19 protein-coding genes, 1 tRNA gene and 2 pseudogenes are annotated in these 26,476 nt (G+C 62.0%); 14 read left to right on the forward strand and 8 right to left on the reverse strand.

Going from position 1 to position 26,476, the window contains the following annotated elements:
* Window positions 1-6: 6 nt before the first annotated feature.
* Entirely contained in the window at window positions 7-1,428 is a 1,422-nt protein-coding gene (locus C1720_RS01380) for a DUF2130 domain-containing protein (protein ID WP_102282976.1), read from the forward strand.
* 299 nt (window positions 1,429-1,727) lie between these two features.
* Here the strand turns inward: C1720_RS01380 and C1720_RS01385 are convergent, their stop codons facing one another.
* The 7 genes from C1720_RS01385 to cysM all read right to left on the reverse strand — a co-directional run bounded on the left by C1720_RS01385 (window position 1,728) and on the right by cysM (window position 8,394).
* Complete coding sequence (locus C1720_RS01385) at window positions 1,728-2,951, reverse strand: hypothetical protein (protein ID WP_146006807.1); 1,224 nt, start codon at window positions 2,949-2,951, stop codon at window positions 1,728-1,730.
* 115 nt (window positions 2,952-3,066) lie between these two features.
* Window positions 3,067-4,311: a hypothetical protein gene (locus C1720_RS01390; RefSeq protein WP_102282978.1), complete on the reverse strand. Its 1,245-nt coding sequence runs from the start codon at window positions 4,309-4,311 to the stop codon at window positions 3,067-3,069.
* Window positions 4,312-4,398: 87 nt separating this feature from the next.
* Window positions 4,399-5,370, reverse strand: a complete 972-nt coding sequence (locus C1720_RS01395) for a hypothetical protein (RefSeq protein WP_102282979.1) — start codon at window positions 5,368-5,370, stop codon at window positions 4,399-4,401.
* A gap of 245 nt (window positions 5,371-5,615) precedes the next feature.
* Window positions 5,616-6,512, reverse strand: coding sequence for a DMT family transporter (locus C1720_RS01400; RefSeq protein WP_102282980.1), 897 nt, complete (start codon window positions 6,510-6,512; stop codon window positions 5,616-5,618).
* A gap of 107 nt (window positions 6,513-6,619) precedes the next feature.
* The gene (locus tag C1720_RS01405; protein WP_146006808.1) at window positions 6,620-6,925 is read right to left on the reverse strand and encodes a hypothetical protein; all 306 of its coding nucleotides are present in this window, start codon (window positions 6,923-6,925) and stop codon (window positions 6,620-6,622) included.
* 199 nt (window positions 6,926-7,124) lie between these two features.
* Complete coding sequence (locus C1720_RS01410; protein ID WP_102282982.1) at window positions 7,125-7,370, reverse strand: sulfurtransferase TusA family protein; 246 nt, start codon at window positions 7,368-7,370, stop codon at window positions 7,125-7,127.
* 127 nt (window positions 7,371-7,497) lie between these two features.
* A complete protein-coding gene (cysM, locus tag C1720_RS01415) occupies window positions 7,498-8,394 on the reverse strand; it encodes a cysteine synthase CysM (RefSeq protein WP_102284431.1) in 897 nt (298 codons plus the stop codon).
* A gap of 86 nt (window positions 8,395-8,480) precedes the next feature.
* On the opposite strand from cysM, the gene C1720_RS01420 reads away from it, so the two are divergent.
* The 11 genes and pseudogenes from C1720_RS01420 to C1720_RS13940 all read left to right on the forward strand — a co-directional run bounded on the left by C1720_RS01420 (window position 8,481) and on the right by C1720_RS13940 (window position 20,961).
* Window positions 8,481-8,567 (forward strand) — tRNA-Leu (locus C1720_RS01420).
* 230 nt (window positions 8,568-8,797) lie between these two features.
* Window positions 8,798-11,668: a 2-oxoglutarate dehydrogenase E1 component gene (locus C1720_RS01425; RefSeq protein ID WP_102282983.1), complete on the forward strand. Its 2,871-nt coding sequence runs from the start codon at window positions 8,798-8,800 to the stop codon at window positions 11,666-11,668.
* 80 nt (window positions 11,669-11,748) lie between these two features.
* Window positions 11,749-12,993: a 2-oxoglutarate dehydrogenase complex dihydrolipoyllysine-residue succinyltransferase gene (gene odhB, locus C1720_RS01430; RefSeq protein WP_102282984.1), complete on the forward strand. Its 1,245-nt coding sequence runs from the start codon at window positions 11,749-11,751 to the stop codon at window positions 12,991-12,993.
* A gap of 86 nt (window positions 12,994-13,079) precedes the next feature.
* On the forward strand, window positions 13,080-13,652 hold the full coding sequence (locus C1720_RS01435) for a hypothetical protein (protein ID WP_102282985.1): 573 nt from the start codon (window positions 13,080-13,082) through the stop codon (window positions 13,650-13,652).
* A gap of 35 nt (window positions 13,653-13,687) precedes the next feature.
* A complete protein-coding gene (lpdA, locus tag C1720_RS01440; protein WP_102282986.1) occupies window positions 13,688-15,127 on the forward strand; it encodes a dihydrolipoyl dehydrogenase in 1,440 nt (479 codons plus the stop codon).
* A 324-nt stretch (window positions 15,128-15,451) separates the two neighbouring features.
* Window positions 15,452-15,700 (forward strand): annotated as a pseudogene (locus tag C1720_RS14540) (winged helix-turn-helix domain-containing protein); the annotation flags it as partial.
* Window positions 15,701-15,739: 39 nt separating this feature from the next.
* A complete protein-coding gene (locus C1720_RS01445) occupies window positions 15,740-16,366 on the forward strand; it encodes a restriction endonuclease (RefSeq protein WP_233199731.1) in 627 nt (208 codons plus the stop codon).
* A gap of 75 nt (window positions 16,367-16,441) precedes the next feature.
* Entirely contained in the window at window positions 16,442-17,548 is a 1,107-nt protein-coding gene (gene zapE / locus C1720_RS01450) for a cell division protein ZapE (protein ID WP_102282987.1), read from the forward strand.
* Window positions 17,549-17,665: 117 nt separating this feature from the next.
* Window positions 17,666-18,073 (forward strand): hypothetical protein, encoded by a 408-nt coding sequence (locus tag C1720_RS01455; protein ID WP_102282988.1) that lies wholly within the window; start codon window positions 17,666-17,668, stop codon window positions 18,071-18,073.
* 785 nt (window positions 18,074-18,858) lie between these two features.
* Entirely contained in the window at window positions 18,859-20,358 is a 1,500-nt protein-coding gene (locus C1720_RS01465) for an RNA-directed DNA polymerase (RefSeq protein WP_102282990.1), read from the forward strand.
* A gap of 366 nt (window positions 20,359-20,724) precedes the next feature.
* On the forward strand, window positions 20,725-20,961 hold the full coding sequence (locus C1720_RS13940) for a hypothetical protein (protein ID WP_102282991.1): 237 nt from the start codon (window positions 20,725-20,727) through the stop codon (window positions 20,959-20,961).
* A 439-nt stretch (window positions 20,962-21,400) separates the two neighbouring features.
* Here C1720_RS13940 and C1720_RS01475 read toward each other — a convergent pair whose 3' ends face one another.
* Window positions 21,401-22,894, reverse strand: coding sequence for a DegQ family serine endoprotease (locus C1720_RS01475; protein ID WP_102284433.1), 1,494 nt, complete (start codon window positions 22,892-22,894; stop codon window positions 21,401-21,403).
* Here C1720_RS01475 and C1720_RS01480 point away from each other — a divergent pair.
* Both C1720_RS01480 and C1720_RS01485 read left to right on the forward strand, forming a co-directional pair.
* On the forward strand, window positions 22,878-23,531 hold the full coding sequence (locus C1720_RS01480; RefSeq protein WP_199170926.1) for an HIT family protein: 654 nt from the start codon (window positions 22,878-22,880) through the stop codon (window positions 23,529-23,531). The genes C1720_RS01475 and C1720_RS01480 overlap by 17 nt on opposite strands.
* A gap of 87 nt (window positions 23,532-23,618) precedes the next feature.
* A pseudogene (locus C1720_RS01485) lies at window positions 23,619-26,288 on the forward strand (UvrD-helicase domain-containing protein); the annotation flags it as partial.
* Window positions 26,289-26,476 lie beyond the last annotated feature (188 nt).

Raw genomic sequence — 26,476 nt, forward strand, 5'->3', positions numbered from 1 at the left:
GCCGCCATGCACGACATCATCTGCCCGCATTGCAGCAAGGCATTCAAGATTGACGAATCGGGCTATGCCGACATCCTGCGGCAGGTGCGCGACCGCGAATTTGACAAGCAGCTGCACGAGCGGCTGGAAATGGCCGAGCGTGAAAAGCAAACCGCCCTCAAGCTGGCCCGCAGCGAAGCGGCCAGCCAGTTGCAGCGGGCCGCCGCTGAAAAAGAAGCGCAGATTCAGGCGCTTGAGGCCCAGTTGCAGGCCAGCGGCAAAGATCAGCAGCTGGCCGTGGAACAAGCGCGCCACGCCGCCGAAAAAGAGCGCGACGAACTGGCCCGCCAGCTGGCGCAGCAGCAACAGGCCCAGAAAGCCGCCGCGCAATTGGCCGAAGCGCGGCTGGCAAGCGCATTGCAGCAGGCCGCCGCCGAAAGCGCGGCGCAAATCCAGGAGCTGAAGGCCCGGCTGCAAACGGCTGACGCGGCGCACGAATTGAATATTGCCAAGGCCGTCAGCGAAATGCAGCAGGAGCGCGATGCGCTGAAAAGCCAGCTTGAGCAGGCAGAGATGGCCAAAAAGCTGTCCGAGCAATCCCTGAAAGAACGCTACGAAATCCAGTTGAAAGATCGCGACGCGGCCATTGAGCGCCTGCGCGACATGAAGGCGCGCCTGTCCACCAAAATGGTGGGCGAAACGCTGGAGCAGCACTGCGAAACCGAATTCAACCGCCTGCGCGCAACGGCTTTTGCTCGCGCCTATTTTGAAAAAGACAATGACGCCAGCAGCGGCAGCAAGGGTGATTTCATTTTCCGCGAACAGGACGAATCGGGCGCGGAAATCGTTTCCATCATGTTCGAGATGAAAAACGAAAATGAAACCACGGCCACGAAGAAGAAAAACGAGGATTTTCTGAAAGAGCTGGACCGCGATCGCAACGAAAAGAAATGCGAATATGCCGTGCTGGTTTCGCTGCTGGAGCCCGATAGCGAGCTTTACAACGGCGGCATTGTCGATGTTTCGCACCGTTATCCAAAAATGTACGTGATCCGGCCGCAGTTTTTCATTCCCATGATCACGCTGCTGCGCAATGCGGCGCTCAATGCCGCCCAATACAAGGCCGAATTGGCGCTGGTGAAGGCGCAGAATGTGGATATTACGAATTTTGAAAACCAGCTCGAGGCTTTCAAGACCGCTTTTGGCAAAAACTACGATCTGGCTTCGCGGCGCTTTCAGACGGCGATTGACGAAATCGACAAATCCATCGACCACCTGCAAAAAACCCGCGATGCCCTGTTGGGCGCCGACCGCAATTTGCGTCTGGCCAATGACAAAGCGCAGGATGTGACCATCAAGAAGCTCACGCGCGGCAACCCCACCATGAAGGCCCGCTTTGACGAGCTGAAAAACCGCGAAAACCCGCAGGAGCCGCCGCGCGCAGGCTGAACCCGCCAGCCGATCACCCGCCAAGGCGGCGAGAGGAGCGAAAGCGGTTCCGGCGCGCCCCGTGCGTTTGATCTGACGCTGCACCTGTCCTTCTGACCCGGCCAAAGCGCCCAGACGCGGGCGTTCATTCCGCTCGCGTCTTGCTCCGCCCTTTGATTTTGCTCCTTTAATTGGAGCATGAGGTCCTAGTGGAAAGGGCGCAAGAGCCGTTTTTGACCCCGCCAAATCCGCTCCTCTTTTCAAGAAGCATGAGCGGGCTGTGAGCCGCAGAAGAAACGGCCCCGGGCCGGGCAGCGGCCTCAGTGCGCCTGCGGCGCTGGCTCCAGCCGCTGCACCACCTGCCACTGCCGCCCGTCGCGGCTGTGCAGCAAGGCCGTGGCGGCGGGGGCTTCCTCCTCCCATGTCAGGGTGGCGGCGTAGCCGAAGGCGGGGTGGTAAATGGCGTCAAAGTCACACAGCATGGCTTGCGCGGCCTGCGGCGGCAGACCGGCAATGCTCAAAGGCTGCGGCGCGCCCAGTTGCGCCGCCGCGCCATCCCAGCAGCTCACGTGCAGCTGGCTTGGCCAAGGCAGGTACGCACGCTCCAGCTCGCGCCGCGCCGTAAACACCAGCGCGCCGCACGCGTCGCCCGTGCTACAGCAGCCGATCAGGCTGAAGCCGTCCAGCACGCGCATCAGCGTCAGCGGCGGCGGCTCGCTGGCGGCAGCAGCGGCCAGACCATCAACGCGCGCCAGCAGCAGCGCCATGTAGTCGTCTGGCGCGGGCGGGCCAATCATCCAGAAAAAGTAGTCAATCGGGCCATGCAGGCCGCGCGTGAGCGGCGCGCCCAGCAGCCAGCGCGGGCCGCTTTCAACGCCAGGCAGGGCAGCCAGCCAGGCTTCCGCGCCGAGCACGTCCGACCAGCCTGCGGCAGAGGCGCCCAGTTCGTTGACGCGCCACACATCACGCCCTTGCCAGCGGGCGGCTACAGCCAGCGGGCGCACGCTCCAGCGCAGCAGCAGCGCCTCGCTGAAGTCGTAATCATCGTCTCTGCCAGCTAGCAGGCGCGGCGCCATGCCCGCCGCCCAGAGCTGGCCCGCGCAGGACCAGGCGGCAAAAATTTGCGCGTCGTCCACCGGCTCCAGCTCCACCGCCTGCTTTGCATCGGCGGCAAATACGCGCACCTGCCGCGCGGTGTTGGCGAAAAACACCGTCAACCCGCCCACTTGCGCGCTGACTACGGATGGATAGGGCGGCAAAACGGACAAACCCCAGCCTGTGGCAGGAGCCACGGTGAGCGGCCTGTGCCCATCCAGCAGCGCCCAGATGCGCCGCGGCGAGGCCAGCCACGGCACGCCATCTTGCGGGGCGGCATGGCCCCAGACGTACACGGTGCCGCCCTGATCGTCTCGCGGCCAGAGCCGCGCACCAATGGCCGCGCCGCCTGTGCCTGGCATCACCGTGACGGCCTGCCCCTCCGGGCCGCGCAGCACGGGCTGGGCCAGCGCCAGAAACAAGGGGTCGATTGGGGTTGATGCATCCATGCAAAGTCCATCCTGAAAATTGCCTTTGGCTCCAGCGAGACACTCTGCGGGCTGCCCCAGAGGCGAGGGGGCAAGGCCAGCAACCCTGGCAGCCCCGGCAAGACGGGCAGCGGCTTCAGTCCGGCTCCGGCGCTGGCTCCAGCCGCTGCACCACCTGCCACTGCCGCCCGTCGCGGCTGTGCAGCAAGGCCGTGGCGGCAGTGATTTCGTCCTCCTTCCACGTCAGCGTGGCAGCGTAGCCGAAGGCGGGGTGGTAAATGGCGTCAAAGTCCCGCAGCATGGCTTGCGCGGCCTGCGGCGGCAAACCGGCAATGCTCAGCGGCTGCGGCGCGCCCAGCTGCGCCGCCGCGCCATCCCAGCGGCTGACGTGAAGCTGGCTTGGCTGGCACGAGTTGTACGCATTCTCCAGCTCGCGCCGCGCCGTGAACACCAGCGCGCCGTCCGCGCTGCCGCCCATGCCGCAGCAGCCAACCAGGCTGAACCCGTCCAGCACGCGCATCAGGGTCAGCGGCGGCGGCTCGCTAGCAGCGGCCGCCGCCAGGCCATCAACACGCGCCAGCAGCAGCGCCATGTAATCGTTTGGCGCGGGCGGACCGAGCAGCAACCAGTAGGGATAGTCAAGCGGGTCATGCACGCCGCGCGTGATCGGCGCGCCCAGCAGCCAGCGCGGGCCGCTTTCCGCGCCGGGCAAGGCTGTCAGCCAGGCTTCCACGCCGAGCACGTCCGACCAGCCAGCGGCAGATGTGGCCAGTTCGTTCACGCGCCACAGATCGCGCCCTTGCCAGCGGGCGGCCACGGCCAGCGGGCGCGTGTCCCAGCGCAGCAGCAGCGCCTGGCTAAGGTCGAAATCATCGCCGCCGCCAGCCACCAGGCGCGATGTCATGCCTGCCGTCCAGAGCTGGCCCGCGCAGGACCAGGCGGCGAAGATTTGCGCGTCGTCCACCGGCTCCAGCTCCACCGCCTGCTCGGCATCGGCGGCGAACACGCGCACCTGCTGCGCGGTGTTGGCGAAAAACACCGTCAGTCCGCCCACTTGCGCGCTCACCACGGACGGATAGGGCGCTTTAGGCGGCCCGCCGTTCCATCCCCAGCCGGTGGCTGGAGCCACGGTGAGCGGCCTGTGCCCGTCCAGCAGCGCCCAGACGCGCCGCTGCGAGGCCAGCCACGGCACGCCATCTTGCGGGGCGGCGTGCCCCCAGGCGTACACGACGCCGCCCTGATCGTCGCGCGGCCAGAGCCGCGCGCCAATGGCCGCGCCGCCTGTGCCTGGCGTCACCGTGACGGCCTGCCTCGCCGGGCCGCGCAGCACGGGCTGGGCCAGCGCCAGAAACAAAGGGTCGATTGGGTTTGATGCGTCCATGCAAAGTCCATCCTGAAAAACGGTTCCCGGCGGCGGGCCGTGCGCTCGCAGCCGATCAAGGAGCGGCAGCGCCAGATCCGCGCCGAATCAGTGAGCGGCGGCCTGATACGCGGCTTCACCGCCACGGGAGCCAAGCCAGTAGCCGACGGCTCCTGCCGCCGCGCTCACCAGAAAGCCGGTCACGTTGCCCAGCACCGGCACGATGCTGCCTGAAGCGCTGCCAACCAGCGCGCCCGCCGCCGCCGCGCCCAGCCAGCCGCCCGCCACGCGCGAGACTTCCTTGCCCGTGTTGTCCCAATGGCCGGTCTTCATGCTTTCCTGCACCTGCCGGGTGACGGAGACGCCATCCATCACGGCCCCAACGACAGCCAGCGCACGGCCTCCATGCTTCAGCGCTTTCAGGCTGCGGCTAGCGCTGTCGGCGTTCTGGACGGCGGCATCGAAGGTGGGGTCGCTTTTGCCCGCCGTCTTGATGATCTCCCGCGAGATGGCAATTTCCTTCTGGGCCGCTGACATGGTATTGCCGCCAGCTTTCGGCTTTTCTTCCAATCGGGACGCTTCCTTGTCCCACAGATCCTCGAATGTCAGCGCGTTTTTCTTGGCGCTCTCCGAAGCGACCAGCCCCTTGGCGGAAAGCTGCTCCCGCACGTCCTTCATGATCTGGTTGCGGCTTTCGCTGGCTTCTTTGGCGGCCTGGCGCCAGGCCAGCGGATCGCCCGCCTTGGCCGGGTCGGTGATGAAGAATTTTTCCGGCAGCGTTTTCAGCGGCCGGATGTATTGCTCAATGCGGATACGCGCATCAGCAAACAGCTCGCCCGCAATGGCGTTCAGGCCGCGTTGGGGTATCTGGTAGCCGCGTTCGGTTGCAGCCAATACCTGCTTCAGGGGACGGCTGTCCTTCAGTGAGCTGCCAGCGTCCTGCGCGGCCGCCTCAAGCTGCTCAGGCAGCCAGCCCAGATGCGCGTCAACGGGCGCGGCGCGGGCGTAGCCCAGCAGGCCCGTTCCAACGCCTTTGGCGTCATCCGTACGAGGGGAGAAGGATTGCGCGGCGATGTTCACGATATGGCTCCTGATGGAATAGGGGGACGGGCATGATACATACACGGTACTACTTACATGTGCCTATTCCTGGTTGCCGGCGCGGTTTTCCGTTTGCTGCGCGGCTGGCGGCGTTGCAGCCCATCCCGCCGATTCGCGGCCCCACGCGGCCAGATCGTGAGCAGGTTCTAAAAAACGGTTTCCGGCGACGGGCTGCGTGCGCACAGCCGATCAAGGCGCGCCGAAGCCGCGCCAGATGGGCGCGATCAGGTCGCAGGCCGGGGCGGCGCTGCTGTTTTCAGACGCAGCCGCTTGCGCCAGAGCGAAGCGGCCATGCCGCTGGCGGTGATGAGGATGATGCCCAGCCAGCCGGTCAGCGGCAGGTATTCGCCAAACAGGGCCACGCCATACAGGGCGGCGAACACGATGCCTGAATACTGGAGGTTGGCGACCAGCATGGTGGCGCTGCGGGTGTAGGCGCGTGTGAGGCAAAGCTGGCCGAGCACGGCCAGCAGGCCGACGGGCAATAGCCACCAGGCGCCGGGTGTGTTCAGGCCATGCCAGCCGGTGATGCACGTAGCTGCCGCGCCAGCCAGGGCGGAGCCGAGCGAGAAATAGAACACGGTGCGCGTTTCCGGCTCGCCCAGGCGTCCCAGGGCGGCTACTTGCATGTAGGCCATGGCGGCCAGCATGCCCGAGGCCAGGCCGATCAGGCCGGCCACGTGTTCGTCTTGCGCGATGGCCGGGCGCAGGATGAGCACAACGCCTGCGAACCCCGCCGCGACTGTCAGAGCCAGCGGCCACTGGGCGCGCAAATCGTCCCAGCGGCGCATGAGCAGCGCGCCGCCAAGCACGAAAACGGCGATCCACACGCTGCTCATGTAGTTGAGTGTCATGGCCGTGGCCAGCGGCAGGTGGGCCATGGCGTAGAACCATGCGCTCATGGCGCCCACGCCAACGACGTTGCGCCATGCATGCGCCCAGGGCCAGCGCGTGGCCAGCGGCACGCCGCGCATGCGCACCAGCGCCGCCGTGAAGAGCATGCCGAAAAGGCCCCGGTAAAAAATGATCTCCAGCGGCGTGAAGTGCGCGGCGGCGTATTTCACGCACACGCCCATGCTGGAGAAGAAGAAGGCGGCGGCAAGCATCCATGCGGCCTGCATGACGTGAAGCTCCTGAAAGGCGAAGGCGAAAAAGAAGCTCCGGCAGCCTGTGAAAGGCCGCCGGAGCTTCTGGCAAGAAACAGCCGGATTGTCGCCGCCGCGCGATATCAGCGGCAGCGGGCGGGGTATAGCGAGCAGTTCACGCCTTGGGCGTTGAACATGTAGTTGTTGGTGTTGCGGATGGATGGGTCGGGTATTTCGATATCGGGCCGGATGGGCAGGCCGCTGAGGTCGGCCTCGGGCTGGGGCACGGACACGGGCTGGGCCGGGGCTTGCTGCTTGGCGGGCTGAGCCGCAGGGGCAGGGGCCGCTGCGGGGGCGGCTTGCGCGGCAGGCTGCGCGGCGCTTTCCTGGGCATGTGCGGCAGTCACGGACAGGGCGGCCATCAAGGCCAGTGCAAAAAGGTGTCGCATGTGAGGTGGCTCCTGAAAAGGTTAATGAATGTGCATTGTGCGTTGCCTTGGGCGCTTTCAGGCAGCGCGCGTAGCGCAACAGCGACAAAACGTGACAAGTGTCACGCTTGTGGGGCCTTGGGTGATATCTGGCGATGGCAGCTCATGTGGGCAGGCTCGGGTTCAGCCGCGAAAGAGCCTGCGCAAGCGGTTCTGGCCGCTAGCGCCGCCGCAGCACATGAGTGAATTCGCCTGCGGATTCGCTTTGGGCCACCAGCGTGTTGCCGGTCTGCTGCGCGAAAGCCTGAAAGTCGCGCACGGAGCCGGGGTCGGTCGCCAGCACCCGCAGCAGCTGGCCGCTTTGCAGCGTGGCAAGCGCTTTTTTGGCGCGCAGGATGGGCAGGGGGCAGTGCAGGCCGCGGGCATCTACTTCGGCGGCGGGCGGCGGGCAGGTGTTTTCTTGCATGGCAGCGCGGAGAAGGTGTGGAGGCGCAGATTTTCGCTACTGTATCAATAGCATTATGTCCTAGTGGAGCTTGCGCGAAATGGCATTTCGCGCTCCTGTATTTGCTCCTGTTTTTGATATGACGGAGTCAGGCCGGAAAGACGCCGGTCGAGAGGTACCGGTCGCCCCGGTCGCAGACGATGAACACGATGGTGGCACCGCTCTCGCGTTCGGCCACTTGCTGGGCGGCCCAGCACGCGCCGCCAGAGGAGATGCCGGCGAAGATGCCTTCTTGCCGGGCCAGCTGGCGGCTGGTTTCTTCGGCATCGGCCTGGGTGACGGAAATGAGTTCGTCCACGAGCGAGGCGTCGTAGATGCGCGGCTCATACGCTTCAGGCCACTTGCGAATGCCGGGAATGCGAGACCCCGCCGAGGGCTGCGCGCCAATGATGCGCACAGCGGGGTTGCGGCTTTTCAGATAGCGCGCAACGCCGGTGATGGTGCCCGTGGTGCCCATGGCGCTGACGAAGTGGGTGATGCGCCCGCCGGTCTGCTCCCAGATTTCAGGCCCCGTGGTTTCCACATGGGCGCGGGGGTTATCGGCATTGGCAAACTGGTCGAGCACGCGGCCCTTGCCCTGGCGCTGCATTTTTTCAGCCAGATCGCGCGCGTATTCCATGCCGCCCGAGCGCGGGGTGAGGATGAGTTCCGCGCCATAAGCCTTCATGGTTTGCGCGCGCTCCACGGAAAGGTCTTCCGGCATGACGAGCACCATGCGGTAGCCCATGATGGCCGCCGCCATGGCCAATGCAATACCGGTGTTGCCGCTGGTGGCCTCAATCAGCGTGTCGCCGGGGCGCACCTCGCCGCGCGCTTGCGCGCCCTGAATCATGGCCAGTGCCGCGCGGTCTTTCACCGAACCGGCAGGGTTGTTGCCTTCCAGCTTGCCGAGAATGACGTTGCCCCGCTGCCCGCAGCCGGGCATGCGCGCCAGGCGCACCAGCGGCGTGCGGCCAATGACGTCTTGTATGGTGGGGTACTGAATTTCCTGGGGAGATTGCTTGCTCATGGGGTGAATATACGGCGTGCGGCTGCCAGTGGATGCTGTGCCATAATCCGCCGCTTTCCGCCGCCCGGGTGGCGAAATTGGTAGACGCAGCAGACTCAAAATCTGCCGGTGGCGACACCATGCCGGTTCGATTCCGGCCCCGGGCACCAATTTGAAAAAGCCGCATGCTCCTTTTGGGGCATGCGGCTTTTTTGTTGATGTTTACCCTTGATTGAAGACAAAAAGCGCAGTGGCACAATTCGTCACCGTCGCAATTCATTTACTTCCCGGCTCCTTCCCTGCCACATCGCTATCCGCCAACCGGTCCAGCCGTGACGCGGAAGGTTATTTCCTCCCACCAACCCATGCCTCTTCAAGAGAGGCGAAAGGTCAGCGAACGATGAGCGAGACGAAATCCGTCTACGACACTTACAAGGGCAATACCTACCTTTTCGGAGGCAACGCCCCGTACGTCGAAGAGATGTACGAGAAATACCTGGAAAACCCCGGCAGCGTGCCCGATTCCTGGCGCGAATATTTCGACGCCTTGCAACACGTGCCCGCCACGGATGGCAGCAGTGCCCGCGATGTGCCGCACCAGCCCGTGATTGACGCCTTTGCCGAGCGCGCCAAGCACGGCGGCACGCAAGTGGTGCGCGCCTTTGGCGACGACCCCGACCTGGGGCGCAAGCGCACGGCGGTGCAGCAGCTCATTGCCGCCTATCGCAACGTGGGCCAGCGCTGGGCCGATCTGGACCCGCTCAAGCGCACCGAGCGGCCCGTTATTCCGGAGCTGGAGCCGTCTTTCTACGGCTTTTCGGACGCGGACATGGAAACGGTGTTCAACGTGGGCAACACCTTCTTCGGCAAAGACACCATGTCGCTGCGCGAGCTGCTCAACGCCCTGCGCGAAACCTACTGCGGCACCATTGGCGCCGAGTACATGTACATCACGGACCAGGCGCAAAAGCGCTGGTGGCAGCAAAAGCTGGAGTCCATTCGCTCCAAGCCGTCTTTTGACGCCGCGAAGAAAAAACGCATTCTGGAACGCCTGACCGCCGCCGAAGGGCTGGAGCGCTATCTGCACACCAAATATGTGGGACAAAAGCGCTTTTCGCTGGAAGGCGGCGAGTCGTTTATTGCCGCGATGGACGAGCTGGTGACGGATGCCGCAAAGCACGGCGTGCAGGAGCTGGTGATTGGCATGGCCCACCGGGGCCGTCTGAATGTGCTGGTCAATACGCTGGGCAAGCTGCCCAAGGACTTGTTTGCCGAATTTGATCACACCGCCCCTGAAGACTTGCCCGCTGGCGACGTGAAGTATCACCAGGGCTTCAGCTCCGACGTGGCCACGCCGACCGGCCCCATCCATCTGGCGCTGGCGTTCAACCCCTCGCATCTGGAAATCGTCAATCCCGTGGTGGAAGGCTCGGTGCGCGCCCGCATGGACCGCCGGGGCGACCCGCGCGGCAAACAGGTGCTGCCCGTGCTGGTGCATGGCGATGCCGCCTTTGCCGGGCAGGGCGTGAACCAGGAAACGCTGGCGCTGTCGCAAACGCGCGGCTACACCACAGGCGGCACGGTGCACATCGTGATCAACAACCAGATTGGCTTCACGACGTCTGACCCGCGCGATGCGCGCTCCACAACCTATTGCACGGACATCGTGAAAATGATTGGCGCGCCCGTGCTGCACGTCAATGGCGATGACCCCGAAGCCGTCTGCCTGGCCGCGCAACTGGCGCTGGACTACCGCATGGAGTTCGGCCACGACGTGGTGGTGGACATCGTGTGCTACCGCAAGCTGGGCCACAACGAGCAGGACACTCCCATGCTCACCCAGCCGCTCATGTACAAGAAGATTGCCCAGCACCCCGGCACCCGCAAGCTCTATGCCGACAAGCTGGCCGCGCAAGGGCTGGGCGACACGCTGGGCGATGACCTGGCCAAAGCCTATCGCGCCGCGATGGACGCGGGCCACCACACGGTCGATCCGCTGGCAACCAACTTCAAGGCGCAGTTCGAGGGCAACTGGAGCAAGTTCAGCGGCCAGAAGTGGACGGACGCCGCAGAAACCGCCATTCCCCTGACCGAGTGGAAGCGCATTGCCGAAAAGCTCACCACGCTGCCTGCCACCGTCAGCCCGCACGCGCTGGTGAAAAAGGTCTATGACGACCGCGCCGCCATGGGCCGTGGCGAAATCAATGTGGACTGGGGCATGGGCGAGCACATGGCTTTTGCCACACTGGTGGCCAACGGCTATCCGGTGCGCATTTCCGGCGAAGACTGCGGGCGCGGCACGTTCACGCACCGCCACGCCGTCATTCACGACCAGAACCGCGAGAAGTGGGACGAAGGCACCTACATTCCGCTACAAAACGTGGACAAGAAGCAAGGCTCCTTCACCGTCATCGACTCCATCCTCTCGGAAGAAGCCGTGCTGGCCTTTGAATACGGCTACGCCTCGAACGACCCCAGCACGCTGGTCATCTGGGAAGCGCAGTTCGGCGACTTTGCCAATGGCGCGCAAGTGGTGATTGACCAGTTCATCGCTTCGGGCGAAGTGAAGTGGGGGCGCCTCAATGGCCTGACCATGATGCTGCCGCACGGCTATGAAGGCCAGGGGCCGGAGCACTCTTCCGCCCGCGTGGAACGCTTCATGCAACTGGCCGCCGACGCCAACATGCAGATCGTGCAGCCCACCACGGCCAGCCAGATCTTTCACGTGCTGCGCCGCCAGATGGTTCGTCCGCTGCGCAAGCCGCTGGTCATCTTCACGCCCAAGAGCCTGCTGCGCAACAAGGACGCCACCTCGCCAGTGTCCGAGTTCACCAAGGGAGGCTTCCAGACCGTCATTGGCGACAAGGGCGAACTCAAGGCCGACAAGGTCAAGCGCGTGATTGCCTGCTCCGGCAAGGTGTATTACGACCTGGTCAAAAAGCGCGCCGAAAAAGGCAGCGATGACGTGGCCATCATCCGTGTCGAGCAGCTCTACCCCTTCCCGCACAAGGCGTTCGGGGCGGAACTCAAGAAATACCCTCACGCCACCGAAATCGTCTGGTGCCAGGACGAGCCGCAAAACCAGGGCGCATGGTTCTTCGTGCAGCACTACATCCACGAAAACATGCTGCCCGGCCAGAAGCTCGGCTACGCAGGCCGTCCGGCTTCCGCCTCGCCCGCCGTGGGCTACGCCCACCTGCACCAGGAGCAGCAAAAGGCGCTGCTTGAGGCGGCGTTCTCGCGCATCAAGGGCTTTGTGCTCAGCAAGTAAGCGAACCAGGCGGCGCAGGCTCCGTGCAAGGACCGCGCCGCCTTCCCCTCCCACTCTCAACCACCAACGGAATACCCAAAATGGCAATCGTCGAAGTCAAGGTGCCCCAGCTTTCTGAATCCATCACCGAAGCCACGCTGCTGCAATGGAAGAAAAAGCCGGGCGAAGCCGTTCAGGCCGATGAAATCCTGATCGAAGTCGAAACCGACAAAGTCGTGCTGGAAGTGCCCTCTCCAGCCGCAGGCGTGCTCACCGAAATCATCCAGCCCGATGGCGCCACCGTCACCGCCGATCAGCTGCTGGCCAAGATTGATACCGAAGCCGTGGCAGGCGCCGCCGCAGCGGCTCCTGCTTCAGCGGCAGCTGCGCCCGCGCCCGCCGCCAGCGCCGCTGCCCCGGCCAGCAACAGCAAGGCGGGCATCGCCATGCCAGCCGCCGCCAAGCTCATGGCCGACAACAACCTGCCCGCAGGCAGCGTGCCCGGCACCGGCAAGGATGGCCGCGTGACCAAGGGCGACGTGCTCGGCGCTGTCGCCGGCGGAGCCAAACCCGCGTCCATCCCGACCGGCGTGCCCACGGCCAGCCTGCCGCAAGTCAGCGGCCCGGCCGCGCCCGATCTAGGCAGCCGCCCCGAGCAGCGCGTGCCCATGACGCGCCTGCGCGCCCGCGTGGCCGAGCGCCTGCTGCAATCGCAGGCTACCAACGCCATCCTCACCACCTTCAACGAAGTGAACATGGCCCCCGTCATGGAACTGCGCAAGAAGTTCCAGGACGCCTTCGTCAAGGAGCACGGCGTCAAGCTCGGCTTCATGTCCTTCTTCGTCAAGGCGGCGGTGCACGCGCTCAAGAAATTCCCGGTCATCAACGCCAGCGTGGACGGCAACGACATCGTCTATCACGGCTATTTCGACATTGGCATTGCCGTGGGCAGCCCGCGCGGCCTGGTCGTTCCCATTCTGCGCAACGCCGACCAGATGAGCTTTGCCGACATCGAAAAGAAGATTGCCGAATTCGGCCAGAAAGCCAAGGACGGCAAGCTGGGCATTGAGGAAATGACCGGCGGCACCTTCTCCATCAGCAACGGCGGCACCTTCGGCTCCATGATGTCCACCCCCATCATCAACCCGCCGCAATCGGCCATTCTGGGCGTGCACGCCACCAAGGAACGCGCCGTGGTGGAAAACGGCCAGATCGTCATCCGCCCCATGAACTACCTGGCCATGAGCTACGACCACCGCATCATCGACGGCCGCGAAGCCGTGCTGGGCCTGGTGGCCATGAAAGAGGCGCTGGAAGACCCGGCCCGCCTGCTGTTCGACCTCTGATCGGCCTTGCCGCCAGTCGGCTATCACGAACAGGTTCCGTGATAGTGCGACAGTGCGCGGCGGGACTTTCAATCGGAGGATGCCCCATGCCCGAACCGATCTGGCCTCAGCGTCTTGCCATACTGTGGCGCTGGCTGAATCAGCCTCTGCCCGGCACTTCGCCACGCCAGACGAAGCCTGTTGTTTGGGTGGAGGGGCGCATTCCGGGCAAAACTTTGTCCGTGCTCACTGTCCTGCTACTGGCCGGGATGCTGGCAGACATGGCGGGCTGGTGGCAAGTGTCCAGTTTTGATCCGTTTCAGCTTTACTTCGCCTGGGTCAGCTCACTGGTGTGCAACGCGGGCTGGGGTGGCTACAGCCAAGGCTTGTGGGGAATAGCAGGCGGCATCATTCTGTTTGGCTTTTTGCCCGCATGGCTGATGTGGGCGTGGATCGTCCGTCATGCCTACCAACTGATACGCCGCCGGACCAACCTGCCTCTTAGCGGCAAGCCGTGGTTTCCCATGGTGCTGCTCGAAGGTCGGGCCGCCGTGTGGCGTGGGTGGTGTCTGTTGCTGGCTGCGGGTCTGGCGCTATGCATGCTTCTGTGGGCGACCTACTTGTTTTATGCGTGGCTACCACAATTGTTGTTGCCGCCTTCCGCATTGAAAGTCTGCTGAGATTCAACCTTCCATCTTTTCTGGAGATTCACAATATGAGTGACACTTTTGACGTCATCGTTATCGGCGCAGGCCCCGGCGGCTATATCGCGGCCATTCGCGCTGCGCAGCTGGGCCTGAACGTGGCCTGCATTGACGAGTGGAAAAACGAAAAAGGCGGCCCCGCTCCCGGAGGCACCTGCACCAACGTGGGCTGCATTCCGTCCAAGGCGCTGCTGCAAAGCTCCGAGCATTTCGAGCAGGCCGCGCATCACTTTGGCGAGCACGGCATCAGCCTCAAAGACCTGAAAATGGACGTCAAGAAAATGATCGCCCGCAAAGACGGCGTGGTCAAACAAAACAACGACGGCATCCTTTACCTGTTCAAAAAGAACAAAGTCAGCTTCTTTCACGGCAAAGGCTCTTTCCTCAAGGCCGTGGACGGCGGCTACGAAATCGCCGTAACGGGCGACAAGAGCGAAACCCTCACGGGCAAGCAAATCATCGTGGCCACCGGCTCCAGCGCCCGCCAGCTGCCCGGCGCGCCGTTTGACGAAGAAAACATCCTCTCCAACGACGGCGCTTTGCGCATTGGCAAAACCAGCGGCGCGGCGCCCAAAAAACTCGGCGTCATCGGCTCCGGCGTCATCGGGCTGGAAATGGGCAGCGTCTGGCGCCGCCTGGGCGCGGAAGTCACCATTCTGGAAGGGCTGCCCACCTTCCTGGGCGCGGCGGACGAGCAAGTGGCCAAGGAAGCCAAAAAGGCTTTCGACAAACAGGGCCTGAAAATCGAGCTGGGCGTCAAAGTCGGCGAAATCAAATCCGGCAAAAAAGGCGTCACCGTTGCCTACACCAACGCCAAGGGCGAAGCGCAAACGCTGGAAGTGGACAAGCTCATCGTCTCCATTGGCCGCGTGCCCAACACGCAGGGCCTGAACGCCGAAGCCGTGGGCCTGAAGCTGGGCGAGCGCGGCGACATCGTGGTCGATGACCAATGCCGCACCAGCCTGCCCGGCGTGTGGGCCGTGGGCGACGTGGTGCGCGGCCCCATGCTGGCGCACAAGGCCGAAGAAGAAGCCGTGACCGTGGCCGAGCGCATCGCGGGCCAGCATGGCCATGTGGACTTCGCGCTGATTCCGTGGGTCATCTACACCAGCCCCGAAATCGCCTGGGTCGGCAAAACTGAGCAGCAGCTCAAGGCCGAAGGCGCGAAATACAAGGCCGGCACCTTCCCCTTCATGGCCAACGGCCGCGCACGCGCGCTGGGCGACACCACGGGCTTCGTCAAATTCCTGGCGGATGCCAAAACCGACGAAATCCTGGGCGTGCACATCATCGGCCCCTATGCCAGCGAGCTGATTGCCGAGGCCTGCGTGGCCATGGCCTTCCGCGCCAGCAGCGAAGACATCGCCCGCATTTGCCATGCCCACCCATCCCTGAGCGAGTCCACCAAGGAAGCCGCGCTGGCCGTAGACAAGCGCACGCTCAATTTCTGAACGGCAGATGGCCTCATGACAGGCGCGAACAAGCTCATCAGAATGAGCCTGATTCGCTCCTTGATTGATAGCGTTACCTCCTAGCCGAATGGGCGGCAGACGGTGTTTTGAGGGGGTGAATTTGCTCCTTTTTCTGAAGTGAAAGTCATGCCGAATAGCGTCCCTGCTTTGCACATTCAGAGAAGGCCCTGCACGATTCGGGCTGCCCTACGCACCGTGCTGGCGTCCAGTCGGCCCTGAATCACCACGCCGCAATCTCTGTCTAGGTTGCGGCATTTCTTCTTTGGTCAGTCCAACCGTTTCAAACCCGCGCAAAAAAATCTGATGCAGACCATTGATGAATTCCGTCCTTTTGTCTTGCGCCTGATGCAAGACGGCCAACCTCGGAAAACGCGGCAAATCATCGAAGCCGTCTGCCAGGCCGCCGGCTTGAGCGAGGAGGAAAAAGCCGAGCGCCTGGCCTCAGGCCAGAGCCGCGCCGACAACCGCATTGGCTGGGCCTGCACCTCGTTTGCCAAGGCGGGCATTCTGGAGCGGCCAGGGCGCGCCATTTACCAAATCACGCCAGCGGGCCAGGCGTTTTACAAGAAATGGAAACAGGCCGACAAAATAATGGAGAAAGATTTGGCGGGCCTGCCTTTATGGGATGCCTATATGAAAGCCATTCAGGAAAGAAATGGCGGCCGCTCCGCGCTTGATGAAACCCTGCCAGATTCATCAGAAGAATCGCCCGAATCTCTTGCCATTCGCGCGGTGGAAGAAATGGAAAACCAGACCGCCGTCGAATTGCTAAACCGGTTGCGCCAGAATACACCCGAATTTTTTGAAAAAGCCGTGATCAGGGTATTGCTGGCAATGGGGTATGGCGGCAAGGAGAATCTGGCCGATCATGTGGGCCAGTCGCACGATGGCGGTATTGACGGCGTCATCAAGCAAGATCCGCTGGGCATTCAGAACATCTACATTCAGGCCAAGCGCTATGACCACGGCAACACGGTGGGCAGCAAGGAGATTCAGTCGTTTGTCGGCGCCTTGCAGGGCCGTGGCGTGGAGCGTGGCGTGTTCATGACCACTTCCGCCTTTACCAAAAGCGCGCAGGAATATGCGCAGAAACTGCTGGGCAAAGTGGTTCTGATTGACGGACAACATCTGGCCACGCTGATGATTCGCTACCATGTAGGCATTCAGACCCGGCAGTTGCTGGAAATTGTTGAAATTGACGAAGATTTCTTTGAATAGGCATTTTTATCAACTGTTGCCTGAAATATCCTTTTTGAATATTCGCCATCAACCGGAAAATGTGAAAGCGCCAGCATGACCCGACCCAGCGTCTCCGAAACCTACCAGCAGGAACTGGCCGCGCGCGGCTTTCAGTCCGACCCCGCCCAGCTTCGCGCCGTGCAGGCGCTGGAGCGCTGCGCCAATGACTGGGCCGCCTACAAGGCCCGGCGTTCCAACCGGTTCAAAAAACTCATCAACCACCCCGAAATTCCCAAGGGCGTTTACATGTATGGCGGCGTGGGGCGCGGCAAAAGCTTTTTGATGGACTGCTTTTTCAACACCGTGCCCATCCGCCGCAAAACGCGCCTGCACTTTCACGAATTCATGCGCGAAGTGCACCGCGAAATGGCTGCCTTGCAAGGCCAGGTCAATCCGCTGGACGAGCTGGGCCGGCGCATCGCCGCCAAATTCAAGCTCATCTGCTTTGACGAATTTCACGTGGCCGACATCACCGACGCCATGATCCTGCACCGCCTGCTGGTGGCACTGTTTGACAACGGCGTGGGCTTTGTCACCACCAGCAACTTCAGGCCCGACGAGCTGTACCCCAACGGCCTGCACCGCGACCGCATCCTGCCTGCCATCGAGCTGCTCAACGCGCGCATGGACGTCATCAACGTGGACAACGGCACCGACTACCGCCGCCGCACGCTGGAGCAAGTGCCGCTTTACCACAGCCCTCTGGGCGCGCAAGCCGATGCCGCCATGCAAGACGCCTTCACGCGCCTGGCAGGCACGGCGGACGAATCGCCCGTCATCGAAATCGAAGGCCGCGAAATCACCGCCTGCCGCCGCGCGGGCGGCGTCATCTGGTTTGACTTCAAAACGCTCTGCGGCGGCCTGCGCTCGCAAAACGACTACCTCGAAATCGCCTCGCGCTACCACACCCTGCTGCTGTCAGACGTGCCGCAAATGCACGTGCACAACGCCTCCGAGGCGCGGCGCTTCACCCTGCTGGTGGACGTGCTGTATGACCGCCGCGTCAAATTCATGCTCTCGGCCGCCGTGTCGCCCGAGCAGCTCTACACCGAAGGGCCGCTGGCCCACGAATTTCCGCGCACCGTCTCGCGCCTGATGGAAATGCAATCGGCCGAATACCTGGCGCTGGAACACCGCGCCGTGGACACCCAGCTCACCTGAAACCCCCGTTCAAAGCCCGTCCGTGAGCGCAAAAACGCGGCCCTGAGGCGCTCTGCGGCGTTGCAAATCCATCGCCCTCATTGCTGCCTTCACTGCCTTTTCACCGCCTTCACTGCCATGCGCCGCCTGCTCATCCTCCTTGCCGCCCCGGCCCTGCTGGCCGCCTGCTCCTCGGCCTCTTTGCACGAAAGCCACCGCGCCGCGCAGACGGCCCACGCGCAGGCCGCCCAGGACTGGATTGCCGCCGCGCCCCAAGGCGCGGCCCTGGAACCGTGGATGGCCGCCGAGCGCAGCCGCATTGCCGCCGAACAAAACGCCGCCCGCCAGCGTTTTGAACAAGCTGAAAAAGCCTGCTGGAAGCGCTTTGCCGTCAATGACTGCGTCAGCCGCGCCCGCCAGCAGCGCCGCCAAACCCAAGACCGCCTGCGCCAGCAGGAACTGGCCCTGAACGCCCTGGAGCGCCGCCTCGCCGCCCAGCCAGATGACCCCGCCGCCAGCCAGCCACCGGCCAGCCGCCAGCCATAGCCGCCAGCCATAACCGTCCATCTCGCCTGCGCCAGATCTGGCCGCTGCTTCACGCGAGCGGAAGCCAACCCGTTTTCGGTAAGCCATGCGCAGATCGACCGCGCAGGCGCAAGGGAAAGGCATGTGGCATGGGCGGGCAAAGGCGGCAGTACTCGGCTTTTCGCTCCTCTATCCATAGCAATATGTCCTAGTGGAAACTGCGCGAAACGGCATTTGAACCCCCTTGAATTTGCTCCTGTTTTTGCCGTGGTTTGACGAAGGAACCAGCGCTCAAGGCGCGCCCCATCCGCATCGGTGCCCTGCCCGCCCGGGTCTGTCCGTTCCGGCAATTCCCAATCCTTCTGACCTGGCCGGCCCTCTATGCCCCTTCTTCGCCTGCGAGCGGTCTTATAGAACTTATCCGCAATCTGCCTGCAGAAATAAAAGCCCAGCTTGGGTAGTCTTAAACCGTTGCAAATCCTCGCTGGATCGCAAACGGATCGCAGGGCACGCCTGCGCTTTGCTACTCTTCCGATCCACCGCGCTCTCGCGGCCAGACTGCGAATAGGTGCTTCTAGAGCTAAAAACAGCCGCTGCCATCATTACTATACGTGGATCCCTAAACAACAGATAAACCTGCTGCCTGACTATGGCAAACACTGTGAAATCTGTTCGTTGGAGGTAATCTGCCAGCCGGAGTTGCTCGGAAAACGAGGTAGATCGGTGGAGTATGCAGGAGGTCATTTTAAAAGATTGAAGATAAACAATCAGATAAAAATCAAATTTTGTAATGAGATAAATAGCAAATGAACCGGAAGATCATCTTAGAATTAGGGGCTGTCGAAGCAAGGCAATTCTTTCTGAAACATGAAAGCTATTGCAATATCGACTTGCCAAGATACTTCTCATTTTCCAAGCTATTAAAAAGGGTGTCCGATAGATATCAAGGTAAAAAATTATTAAGCGACTTCAGCAAGTCAAGAAATGCAATAGGAGTATTGGGGGGCGTGAATTATCTTCTCTACGCCAATAAAGATGGAAAATTATCATGGCGGCCGTTGCAAATCATAAATCCTTTAGTATATGTGGCGTTGGTGCACGAAATAACTGAAGAGCAAAATTGGGGAAAATTGCAGGCAAGATTTAAGAAATTTAGCAGAAATGAAAAAATAAAATGTCTGAGCATCCCGGTCCAATCTGAAAATAAGCAATCCGATAAGGCTCAACAAATTTCTAATTGGTGGGAGCAAGTAGAGCAACAATCCATTTTGCTTTCGCTAGAATATAATTGTGTCTTTGATACGGATGTGGCAGATTGCTATGGATCAATTTACACGCATTCCATTGCCTGGGCAGTAGAAGGTAAGAAAGTTGCAAAATCATCAGAAGGGAAGAAGAACAAAAAGTTGTTGGGAAATATAATTGATGCAAGCATTCAAGATGCGCAATATAAGCAAACCAATGGAATCCCGCAAGGCTCTGTATTGATGGATTTTGTGGCCGAAATTGTATTGGGCTATGTGGATAGAATATTAGGTGTCATTCTTAAGAGAGAGAAAATTATAGATTATAAAATCCTGCGCTATCGTGATGATTATCGAGTCTTTGTCAATAATTCTAGTGAAGGAGAAAGAATTTTAAAACTGCTTTCTGAAATCATGATGCCTTTTGGGCTAAAGCTGAATGCAAGCAAAACCAGAGGAAGTCAAGATATTATTGGCCAGTCGATAAAGAAGGATAAGTTGGCTTGGCTAGCCATTCCGCAGAATAATCGAATCAGCTTGCAAAAACAGCTTTTGCTTATCAGGCAGCATGGCATTAATTATGCTAATTCAGGTAGTTTGAATGTTGCATTAAATAAGTTTGATAAACGGATCGAGAGAATAAGAGAAAGGAAAGGGAAAATTCGCAACATAGAGCAGTTAATCAGTATTGCGACAGACATTGCCTATAATAATCCGAAGGTGATACCAGTATGTTGCGCCATTATTAGCAAATTGCTATCGGAACTGGATAGCAGCAAAGATATGTCTCTGCTGGTCTACAAGAAGTTAAGCAGGATGCCTAATTCTGGGTTCGCGCAAATTTGGCTGCAAAGAATGTTGAAGAATGACTTGGAAAGATTTAGGTTCTCCGAAAAGATGTGTGAATTGCGAGCTAGCCAAGCAGGTTTATGGAATTGTAATTGGGTAAAACATGAAGGTATGCTGAATATATTAGAAAGCACACCAATTTTTCTGCAGGATGAATTTGATAATCTGGATAACGTTATCTCAAACAAGGAGATTGATCTTTTTGGCTATTAGTAAACCACGTCTTTGGAATGCCTGAATACTTATTGAATCGGAGTTCAGGGAAAGCATGGGAGAATCTTAGGTTATGCGCGAACAGCAAAAGCCCTGTTTCACCTAGGGCAGCTACCCGGACATATAAGAAGCTGAAAACGCTGATGGCGAAGTAGAAGTGCAAGAAAGTGGCGTAACTGCCTGTGCATTTTAAATGATATACTTTGTTTATGGAGCATGCTGGTGCATGCCGTTGTCGCTGGTAATGATGGTGGAGATAAGGCGGCTCAAGGCGCGATTAAATTTTGAGTATTTTTTGTGGCAACTGAAGGGCGAAGAGAGTTTGGATATGGCGTGCGCATGTGATTTTCTGTCGTTGAATGCGATATGTCGCCTATTCAATGGATGAAGCTGAAAGCCAAACTGCCTGATATTTTAAATCCGACGGCGGACGGCTTGCGTTTCTGTCAGTTTCTATTATTTGGGCGGCAGACGAAAAACATCTTATACAGATCCAGCGCGCAAGATTGTGAGCAGCGCCTGACGTTGCGCAGCAAAGGCGCTATCTGGGCAAATCTCTCCCAGCTGCTGTTTCGCTCTTTAACCTATAGCGTTACGTCCTAGTAAGACGAGCGCAAAACGGTATTTAAGACTCTGTAATTTGCTCTTGTTTCTGATGTGTCAATGTGGCGCTGGCGCGCCGGCTTTATCCGTATCCGCCGCGTCCGCCTTTTAGGCCTGCGGCGCGGGTTGGCCCCGTTGCCGCGTTTTTGCCTTCCGTCTGGAAGATGGGCTGATTGGGTTCAGCGGGCCGTACAAGGCCGTTTTCGTTGAACCCGCGCGGGGCTAGGGCAATCAAAAAGAGAAGCTGATTTGAGGGGGTGGAAATGCCGCTTTGCGCCCGTTTCACTAGGACCTATTGCTATGAATTCGGGAGCTAAATTCGGGCGGATTGCCGGCCTTGGGCGCGTTCTGGCGCTGGCTGAGGTGGCCGTTTGTCTGGCGGCAAAAAAGGCCGCGCTCCTGTGCGGGGGCGCGGCCTGGGCGCATGGCGAAGGGGCGTTTACTGGGCGGCGGGGTGCAGCAGCACGTACTGAACCATGTCGCCGCGCTGTACCAGCAGGTTCACGGGTTTGCCGGCTTTCTCGCCTTTCATGGCTTTGCTGGCGGCGGCTTCGAATTCGGCGGCGCTGCTGACATCGGTGTTGGCTACGGCCAGGATGATGTCGCCGGGGCGCAGGCCCACGCTGGCGGCTGGCCCGTCCACGTCGGTGATGCGCACGCCGCGCTGGGTTTTGAGCTTGGCTTTTTGCTCGGCGCTCAGGTCGGCCACGGCCAGGCCCAAGGACTGGCTGGCGGCGGTTTTCGGCTCGCCTGCGGCGCTGGCGGCGCGGGAACCGCCTTTTTCGGGTTCCATGGCGGCCACGGTGAGGTTCAGGTCCAGGCTTTTGCCTTGGCGAAAGACGGTAACCGTGCCGCGCGTGCCGGGTTTGGCGTTGCCTACCATGCGGGGCAGGTCGCTGACTTTGTCGATGGGCTGGCCGTCAAAGCGGGTGATGATGTCGCCCGCGCGCACGCCTGCTTTTTCAGCCGGGGAGCCGCTTTGCACGTGGCTGACCAGCGCGCCTTGCGCTTTGCCCAGGCCGATGGATTCGGCCACTTCGCGCGAGACTTCGCCAATTTGCACGCCGATGCGCCCGCGCGTGACGTGGCCGGTGGCGCGCAGCTGTTCGCTGACTTTCATGGCTTCGTCAATCGGAATGGCAAACGAGATGCCCATGAAGCCGCCCGAGCGCGAGTAAATCTGGCTGTTGATGCCGACGACTTCGCCGCGCAGGTTGATGAGCGGGCCGCCGGAGTTGCCGGGATTGACGGCCACGTCGGTCTGGATGAAGGGCAGGTAGCTGCCTGTGTCGCGCTGTTTGGCGCTGACGATGCCGGCGGTGACGGTGCTTTCCAGCCCGAAGGGCGAGCCGATGGCCATGACCCACTCGCCCACGCGCACGCGGCTGGCGTCGCCAATTTTCACGGCGGGCAGGCCGCTGGCGTCAATCTTGAGCACGGCCACGTCGGTGCGTTCGTCCGCGCCGATGAGCCTGGCCTTGAATTCGCGCTTGTCGGAGAGGGTGACGATGATTTCGTCGGCTTCATCGACGACGTGGTGGTTGGTCATTACGTAGCCATCGGGCGTGAGGATGAAGCCTGATCCCATGCCGCGCGGCACTTCGCGCTCGAAGCCTTGGCCGCGCCCCTGCCCGCGCGGCATGTTCGGCAGCGGAATGCCGAAGCGGCGCAGCATGTCTTCGGTTTCTTCGTCTATTTGCGGCAGCGCCCGCGAGCGGCGGCCGCCGCTGCTGACGCGCTCCAGTGTGCGGATATTGACGACGGCGGGGCCGACTTGCTCGACCAGATCGGTGAAATCTGGCAGGCCGCGCGCCACGGCGGCGGGCTGCGCCTGCGCCGGCTCGTGCGGCAGCAGGGCCAGGGCGGAAGCGCCGACAATGGCGGCGGCGGCCAGCGCTACGGCGCTGCGTTGCTGAATGACTCGGGTCAGCATGGGTTGGAGTTCTCCTTGCAAAAAAGTGGGGGAAATGATGAACGCGGCAATGGAGCCGCCGCCGCCAGAAAAGTTGCGTAAAGCTTTTGCAAAGCGGGGCCAAAACGGAGGCATCGGCGGCGCTACGGCGGCCTTTCTTTCATTTTTGCGAAAAGGAAAATCCATGCACCGCGCCGATTGCATTTTCTGCCAGATCGCCCAGGGCCATTCGCCTTGCCATCCAATATGGGAAGATGAACGCCATCTGGCTTTTCTTTCCATTTTTCCCAATACAAAGGGATTCAGCGTGGTCATTACCAGGGAGCATCACGGTAGCTACGCATTCGCCGCCGATGAAACCGTGCTGGCCGGGCTGGTTCTGGCCGCGCAGAAAACCGCGAAAGTCCTTGACCGCGCCTTTGACGACGTGGGCCGCACGGGCCTGATTCTGGAGGGCTTTGGAGTGGATCACCTGCACGCCAAGCTCTTTCCCATGCACGGCACGGCAGGGCTTGCGAGCGGCCAATGGCAACCCATCAACTCTGGCGGAAGAAAATATTTTGAAAAATACGAGGGCTATATTTCATCGCATGATTGCGAACGCGCCAGCGACGTTGAATTGGCGGCGCTGGCGGCGCATATTCGCCGTTTTGCCTGAAAGGGCCTGGAAAATACGCCGTTTTGTTTTTCGCCGCTCCGCGCATTGCCGCTGAGCGGCATGATTGCCTTTTTTTGCCTGCCCACGATGAGCGCTCCCGCCTACTTTCACAACGACCAGCCCATCACGCGCGATGCGTTTTATGCCATTGCCTGCGATCCGCGCCGCAGCGTGGCGGTCGAGGCGTGCGCGGGCGCGGGCAAGACGTGGATGCTGGTCAGCCGCATCTTGCGGGCGCTGATTGAGCCGGCGCCCGGCAGCGCGGACGGCGCGCCGCTGGCGCCGCATGAAATTCTGGCCATCACCTTCACGCGCAAGGCGGCGGGCGAAATGCGCCAGCGCCTCAATGAATGGCTGACGGCTTTTGCCGGCATGCCAGAGGCCGAACTGGCGCGCGAGCTGGCGCTGCGCGGCGTGCCCGGGCCGCAGGCCGCACGGCTGGCCCCCGCGCTCAAGGGTGCGCATGCCCGCTTGCTGATGTGCCCCAGGCCCGTGCAGGTGCGCACGTTTCACGGCTGGTTTGCCGCGCTGCTGCAAACCGCGCCGCTGAAACTGCTGCAAGAGCTGCGCCTGCCCGCGCCCTATGAGCTGCTGGAAGACGATGCGCCCGCGCGCGCCGAGGTGTGGCGGCGCTGGCTGCGGCGCGTGGCGGCCGAGCCGGCGCAGCGCGCCTGCTACGAGGCGCTGGTGCGCGAGCATGGCCGCCACCAGACGGACAAGGCTTTGCAGACCGCGCTGGACAAGCGCGCCGAATTTCTGCTGGCCGATGCGCAAGGCGTGGTGCAGGCCAGCGTGCCGCATTTCCATGACATGTTCCCGCACCTGGCCGCCTTTGACGAGCCGATGCAGGCGCTGTTTGACAAGACCCGCAAGGCGCTGTTTTTGAAAGCCGCCAAGGCGCTGGGCCAGGCCAAGGCCAAAACGTTTTCGGCCAAGGGCGTGGAGCTGGAAAAGGCCATCGCCAGCGGCCAAGCCGAAGGCGTGGCGGCCGCGCTGCTCACCCAGAAAAGCGAGCCGTGCAAGTTCAACGACAAGCTGGCGGGCATCGACGATGTGCGCGAGGCGCAAGATCTGTTGCTGGCGCTGCTGCAAGTGCAAAAGCAGCACGCCGCCTGGCTACACCAGCAGCGCATGGCCGAGCTGACGCGCACGCTGATTGACGAATTTGCCGCCCTCAAGCGCGAGCGCGGCTGGGTGGACATGCACGATGTGGAGCGCGCCGCGCAGCGCATGCTCTCCAACGACGAGCTGGCCGGCTGGGTGCAGCAGCGGCTGGATGCGCGCGTGCGCCACTTGCTCATCGACGAATTCCAGGACACCAGCCCGCTTCAGTGGCAGGCCCTGTCCAGCTGGCTGTCGGCCTACGCGGGCGCGGGGGGCGGGCGTGATTTCAGCGTGTTCATCGTGGGCGACCCCAAGCAGAGCATTTACCGCTTCCGCCGCGCCGAGCCGCAAGTGTTTCAGGCCGCCAAGGCCTTTGTGCGCGAGGCGCTGGAAGGCGACGAGCTGGCTTGCGAGCACACGCGCCGCTGCGCGCACCGCGTGATGGGCGCCGCCAATACCGCCTTGCTGGCCGCGCAAGCGCAGGGCGGCTACAGCGGCTACCGCGCGCACACCACCGAATCGGACGAAGCGGGCCGCGTGCTGCTGCTGCCGCCGGTTGAACGCGGTGAAAAACCGGCTGAAGAAGCCGCTGGCGGCAGCCAGGGCGAAAGCGCCATCGCCTGGCGCGACAGCCTCACCACGCCGCGCGAGCTGCCGCAAGAAACCCTGCATCTGCGCGAATGCCGCCAGGCCGCCGGCTGGGTGGCCGCGCAACTGGCCAGCGGCTTGCCAGCGGGCGGCATCATGGTGCTGGCCCGCCGCAATGACCGGCTGGCGCTGATGCAGCAGGCGCTGCGCGAGCGCGGCATTGCCTGCGAATTTCCCGACCGCAGCGATTTGGGCGAGCTGCCCGTGGCGCAAGACGTGGCCGCGCTGCTGGATGCGCTGCTGTCGCCCGCGCACAACCTCGCGCTGGCGCACGCCCTCAAATCGCCCCTGTTCGGGCTGACAGACGAACATTTGACGCAGCTGGCCCTGCTGGCGCGCGCGCATCCGGGCGAAAGCTGGTTCAGCCTGCTACAGAAAAAAGAGCTGTTCGCGCCCGGTGGGCAAGCACTGGCGGGCGATTTGACTGATGACTTGGCAGGCGATTTGGCGGCCGGTTTGGCAGCCGATTTGGCCCTCTACCAAACCTGGCTGGCCAGCCTGCCCCCGCACGACGCGCTGCAAGCCATCTTCGACCACCGCGACGCCTTTGCCCGCTACGCCGCAGCCGCCCCCGCGCACGAGCGCGAGCGCACGCTGGCGCAACTGCGCGGCCTGCTGTCGCTGGCGCTCAACTTGCAAGGCGGCCGCTTTCTGACCGCCTGGGCCTTTGTGCGCGCCTTGCGCAAAGGCGGCGCGGCCGCCCTGCCGCCCGCAGCCGGTGCGGGCAACGCCGTGCGCCTGCTCACCATTCACGGCGCCAAGGGGCTGGAAGCGCACACCGTGCTGCTGCTGGACACCCAGGCCGCCCCGCCCAAAGCCGACACCATGAGCACCCTCATCGACTGGCCGGGCGAAGCGCCCTCTCCGCGCCGCTTCATCTTTCTGGCCAGCGAAAGCAACCCGCCGCCTTGCGCCATCGAGCTGCTGGCAGCCGAGCAGCACGAGCAGCACCGCGAAGAACTCAATGCGCTTTACGTGGCCATCACCCGCGCCGAAAGCTGCCTGGCCCTCTCCAGCGTCACGCCCTACCGCCAAAGCGGCCCCACCTGGTGGAGCCGTTTGCAGCCAGCCGCCGAAGCGGCGCCCGAGTGGGATTCAGCGCAGCCAGCCGCCGCCCGCACGCCGGAAAGCGTCCCCATCCTCCTGTCCACGCTGCCTGACTGGCGCAGCGCCGAACCCGCCCCGCCAGCGCC

Source organism: Ottowia massiliensis, from assembly GCF_900240305.1.
GTDB lineage: Bacteria > Pseudomonadota > Gammaproteobacteria > Burkholderiales > Burkholderiaceae_C > Ottowia > Ottowia massiliensis.

Coding starts and splice junctions, on each gene's coding strand:
- C1720_RS01380 (WP_102282976.1), top strand. CDS start 7: ATGCACGACATCATCTGCCCGCATTGCAGCAAGGCATTCAAGATTGAC.
- C1720_RS01385 (WP_146006807.1), bottom strand. CDS start 2,951: ATGGATGCATCAACCCCAATCGACCCCTTGTTTCTGGCGCTGGCCCAG.
- C1720_RS01390 (WP_102282978.1), bottom strand. CDS start 4,311: ATGGACGCATCAAACCCAATCGACCCTTTGTTTCTGGCGCTGGCCCAG.
- C1720_RS01400 (WP_102282980.1), bottom strand. CDS start 6,512: ATGCAGGCCGCATGGATGCTTGCCGCCGCCTTCTTCTTCTCCAGCATG.
- C1720_RS01405 (WP_146006808.1), bottom strand. CDS start 6,925: ATGCGACACCTTTTTGCACTGGCCTTGATGGCCGCCCTGTCCGTGACT.
- C1720_RS01410 (WP_102282982.1), bottom strand. CDS start 7,370: ATGCAAGAAAACACCTGCCCGCCGCCCGCCGCCGAAGTAGATGCCCGC.
- C1720_RS01425 (WP_102282983.1), top strand. CDS start 8,798: ATGAGCGAGACGAAATCCGTCTACGACACTTACAAGGGCAATACCTAC.
- odhB (WP_102282984.1), top strand. CDS start 11,749: ATGGCAATCGTCGAAGTCAAGGTGCCCCAGCTTTCTGAATCCATCACC.
- C1720_RS01435 (WP_102282985.1), top strand. CDS start 13,080: ATGCCCGAACCGATCTGGCCTCAGCGTCTTGCCATACTGTGGCGCTGG.
- lpdA (WP_102282986.1), top strand. CDS start 13,688: ATGAGTGACACTTTTGACGTCATCGTTATCGGCGCAGGCCCCGGCGGC.
- C1720_RS01445 (WP_233199731.1), top strand. CDS start 15,740: ATGGAGAAAGATTTGGCGGGCCTGCCTTTATGGGATGCCTATATGAAA.
- zapE (WP_102282987.1), top strand. CDS start 16,442: ATGACCCGACCCAGCGTCTCCGAAACCTACCAGCAGGAACTGGCCGCG.
- C1720_RS01455 (WP_102282988.1), top strand. CDS start 17,666: ATGCGCCGCCTGCTCATCCTCCTTGCCGCCCCGGCCCTGCTGGCCGCC.
- C1720_RS01465 (WP_102282990.1), top strand. CDS start 18,859: ATGAACCGGAAGATCATCTTAGAATTAGGGGCTGTCGAAGCAAGGCAA.
- C1720_RS13940 (WP_102282991.1), top strand. CDS start 20,725: ATGTCGCCTATTCAATGGATGAAGCTGAAAGCCAAACTGCCTGATATT.
- C1720_RS01480 (WP_199170926.1), top strand. CDS start 22,878: ATGACTCGGGTCAGCATGGGTTGGAGTTCTCCTTGCAAAAAAGTGGGG.
- C1720_RS01475 (WP_102284433.1), bottom strand. CDS start 22,894: ATGCTGACCCGAGTCATTCAGCAACGCAGCGCCGTAGCGCTGGCCGCC.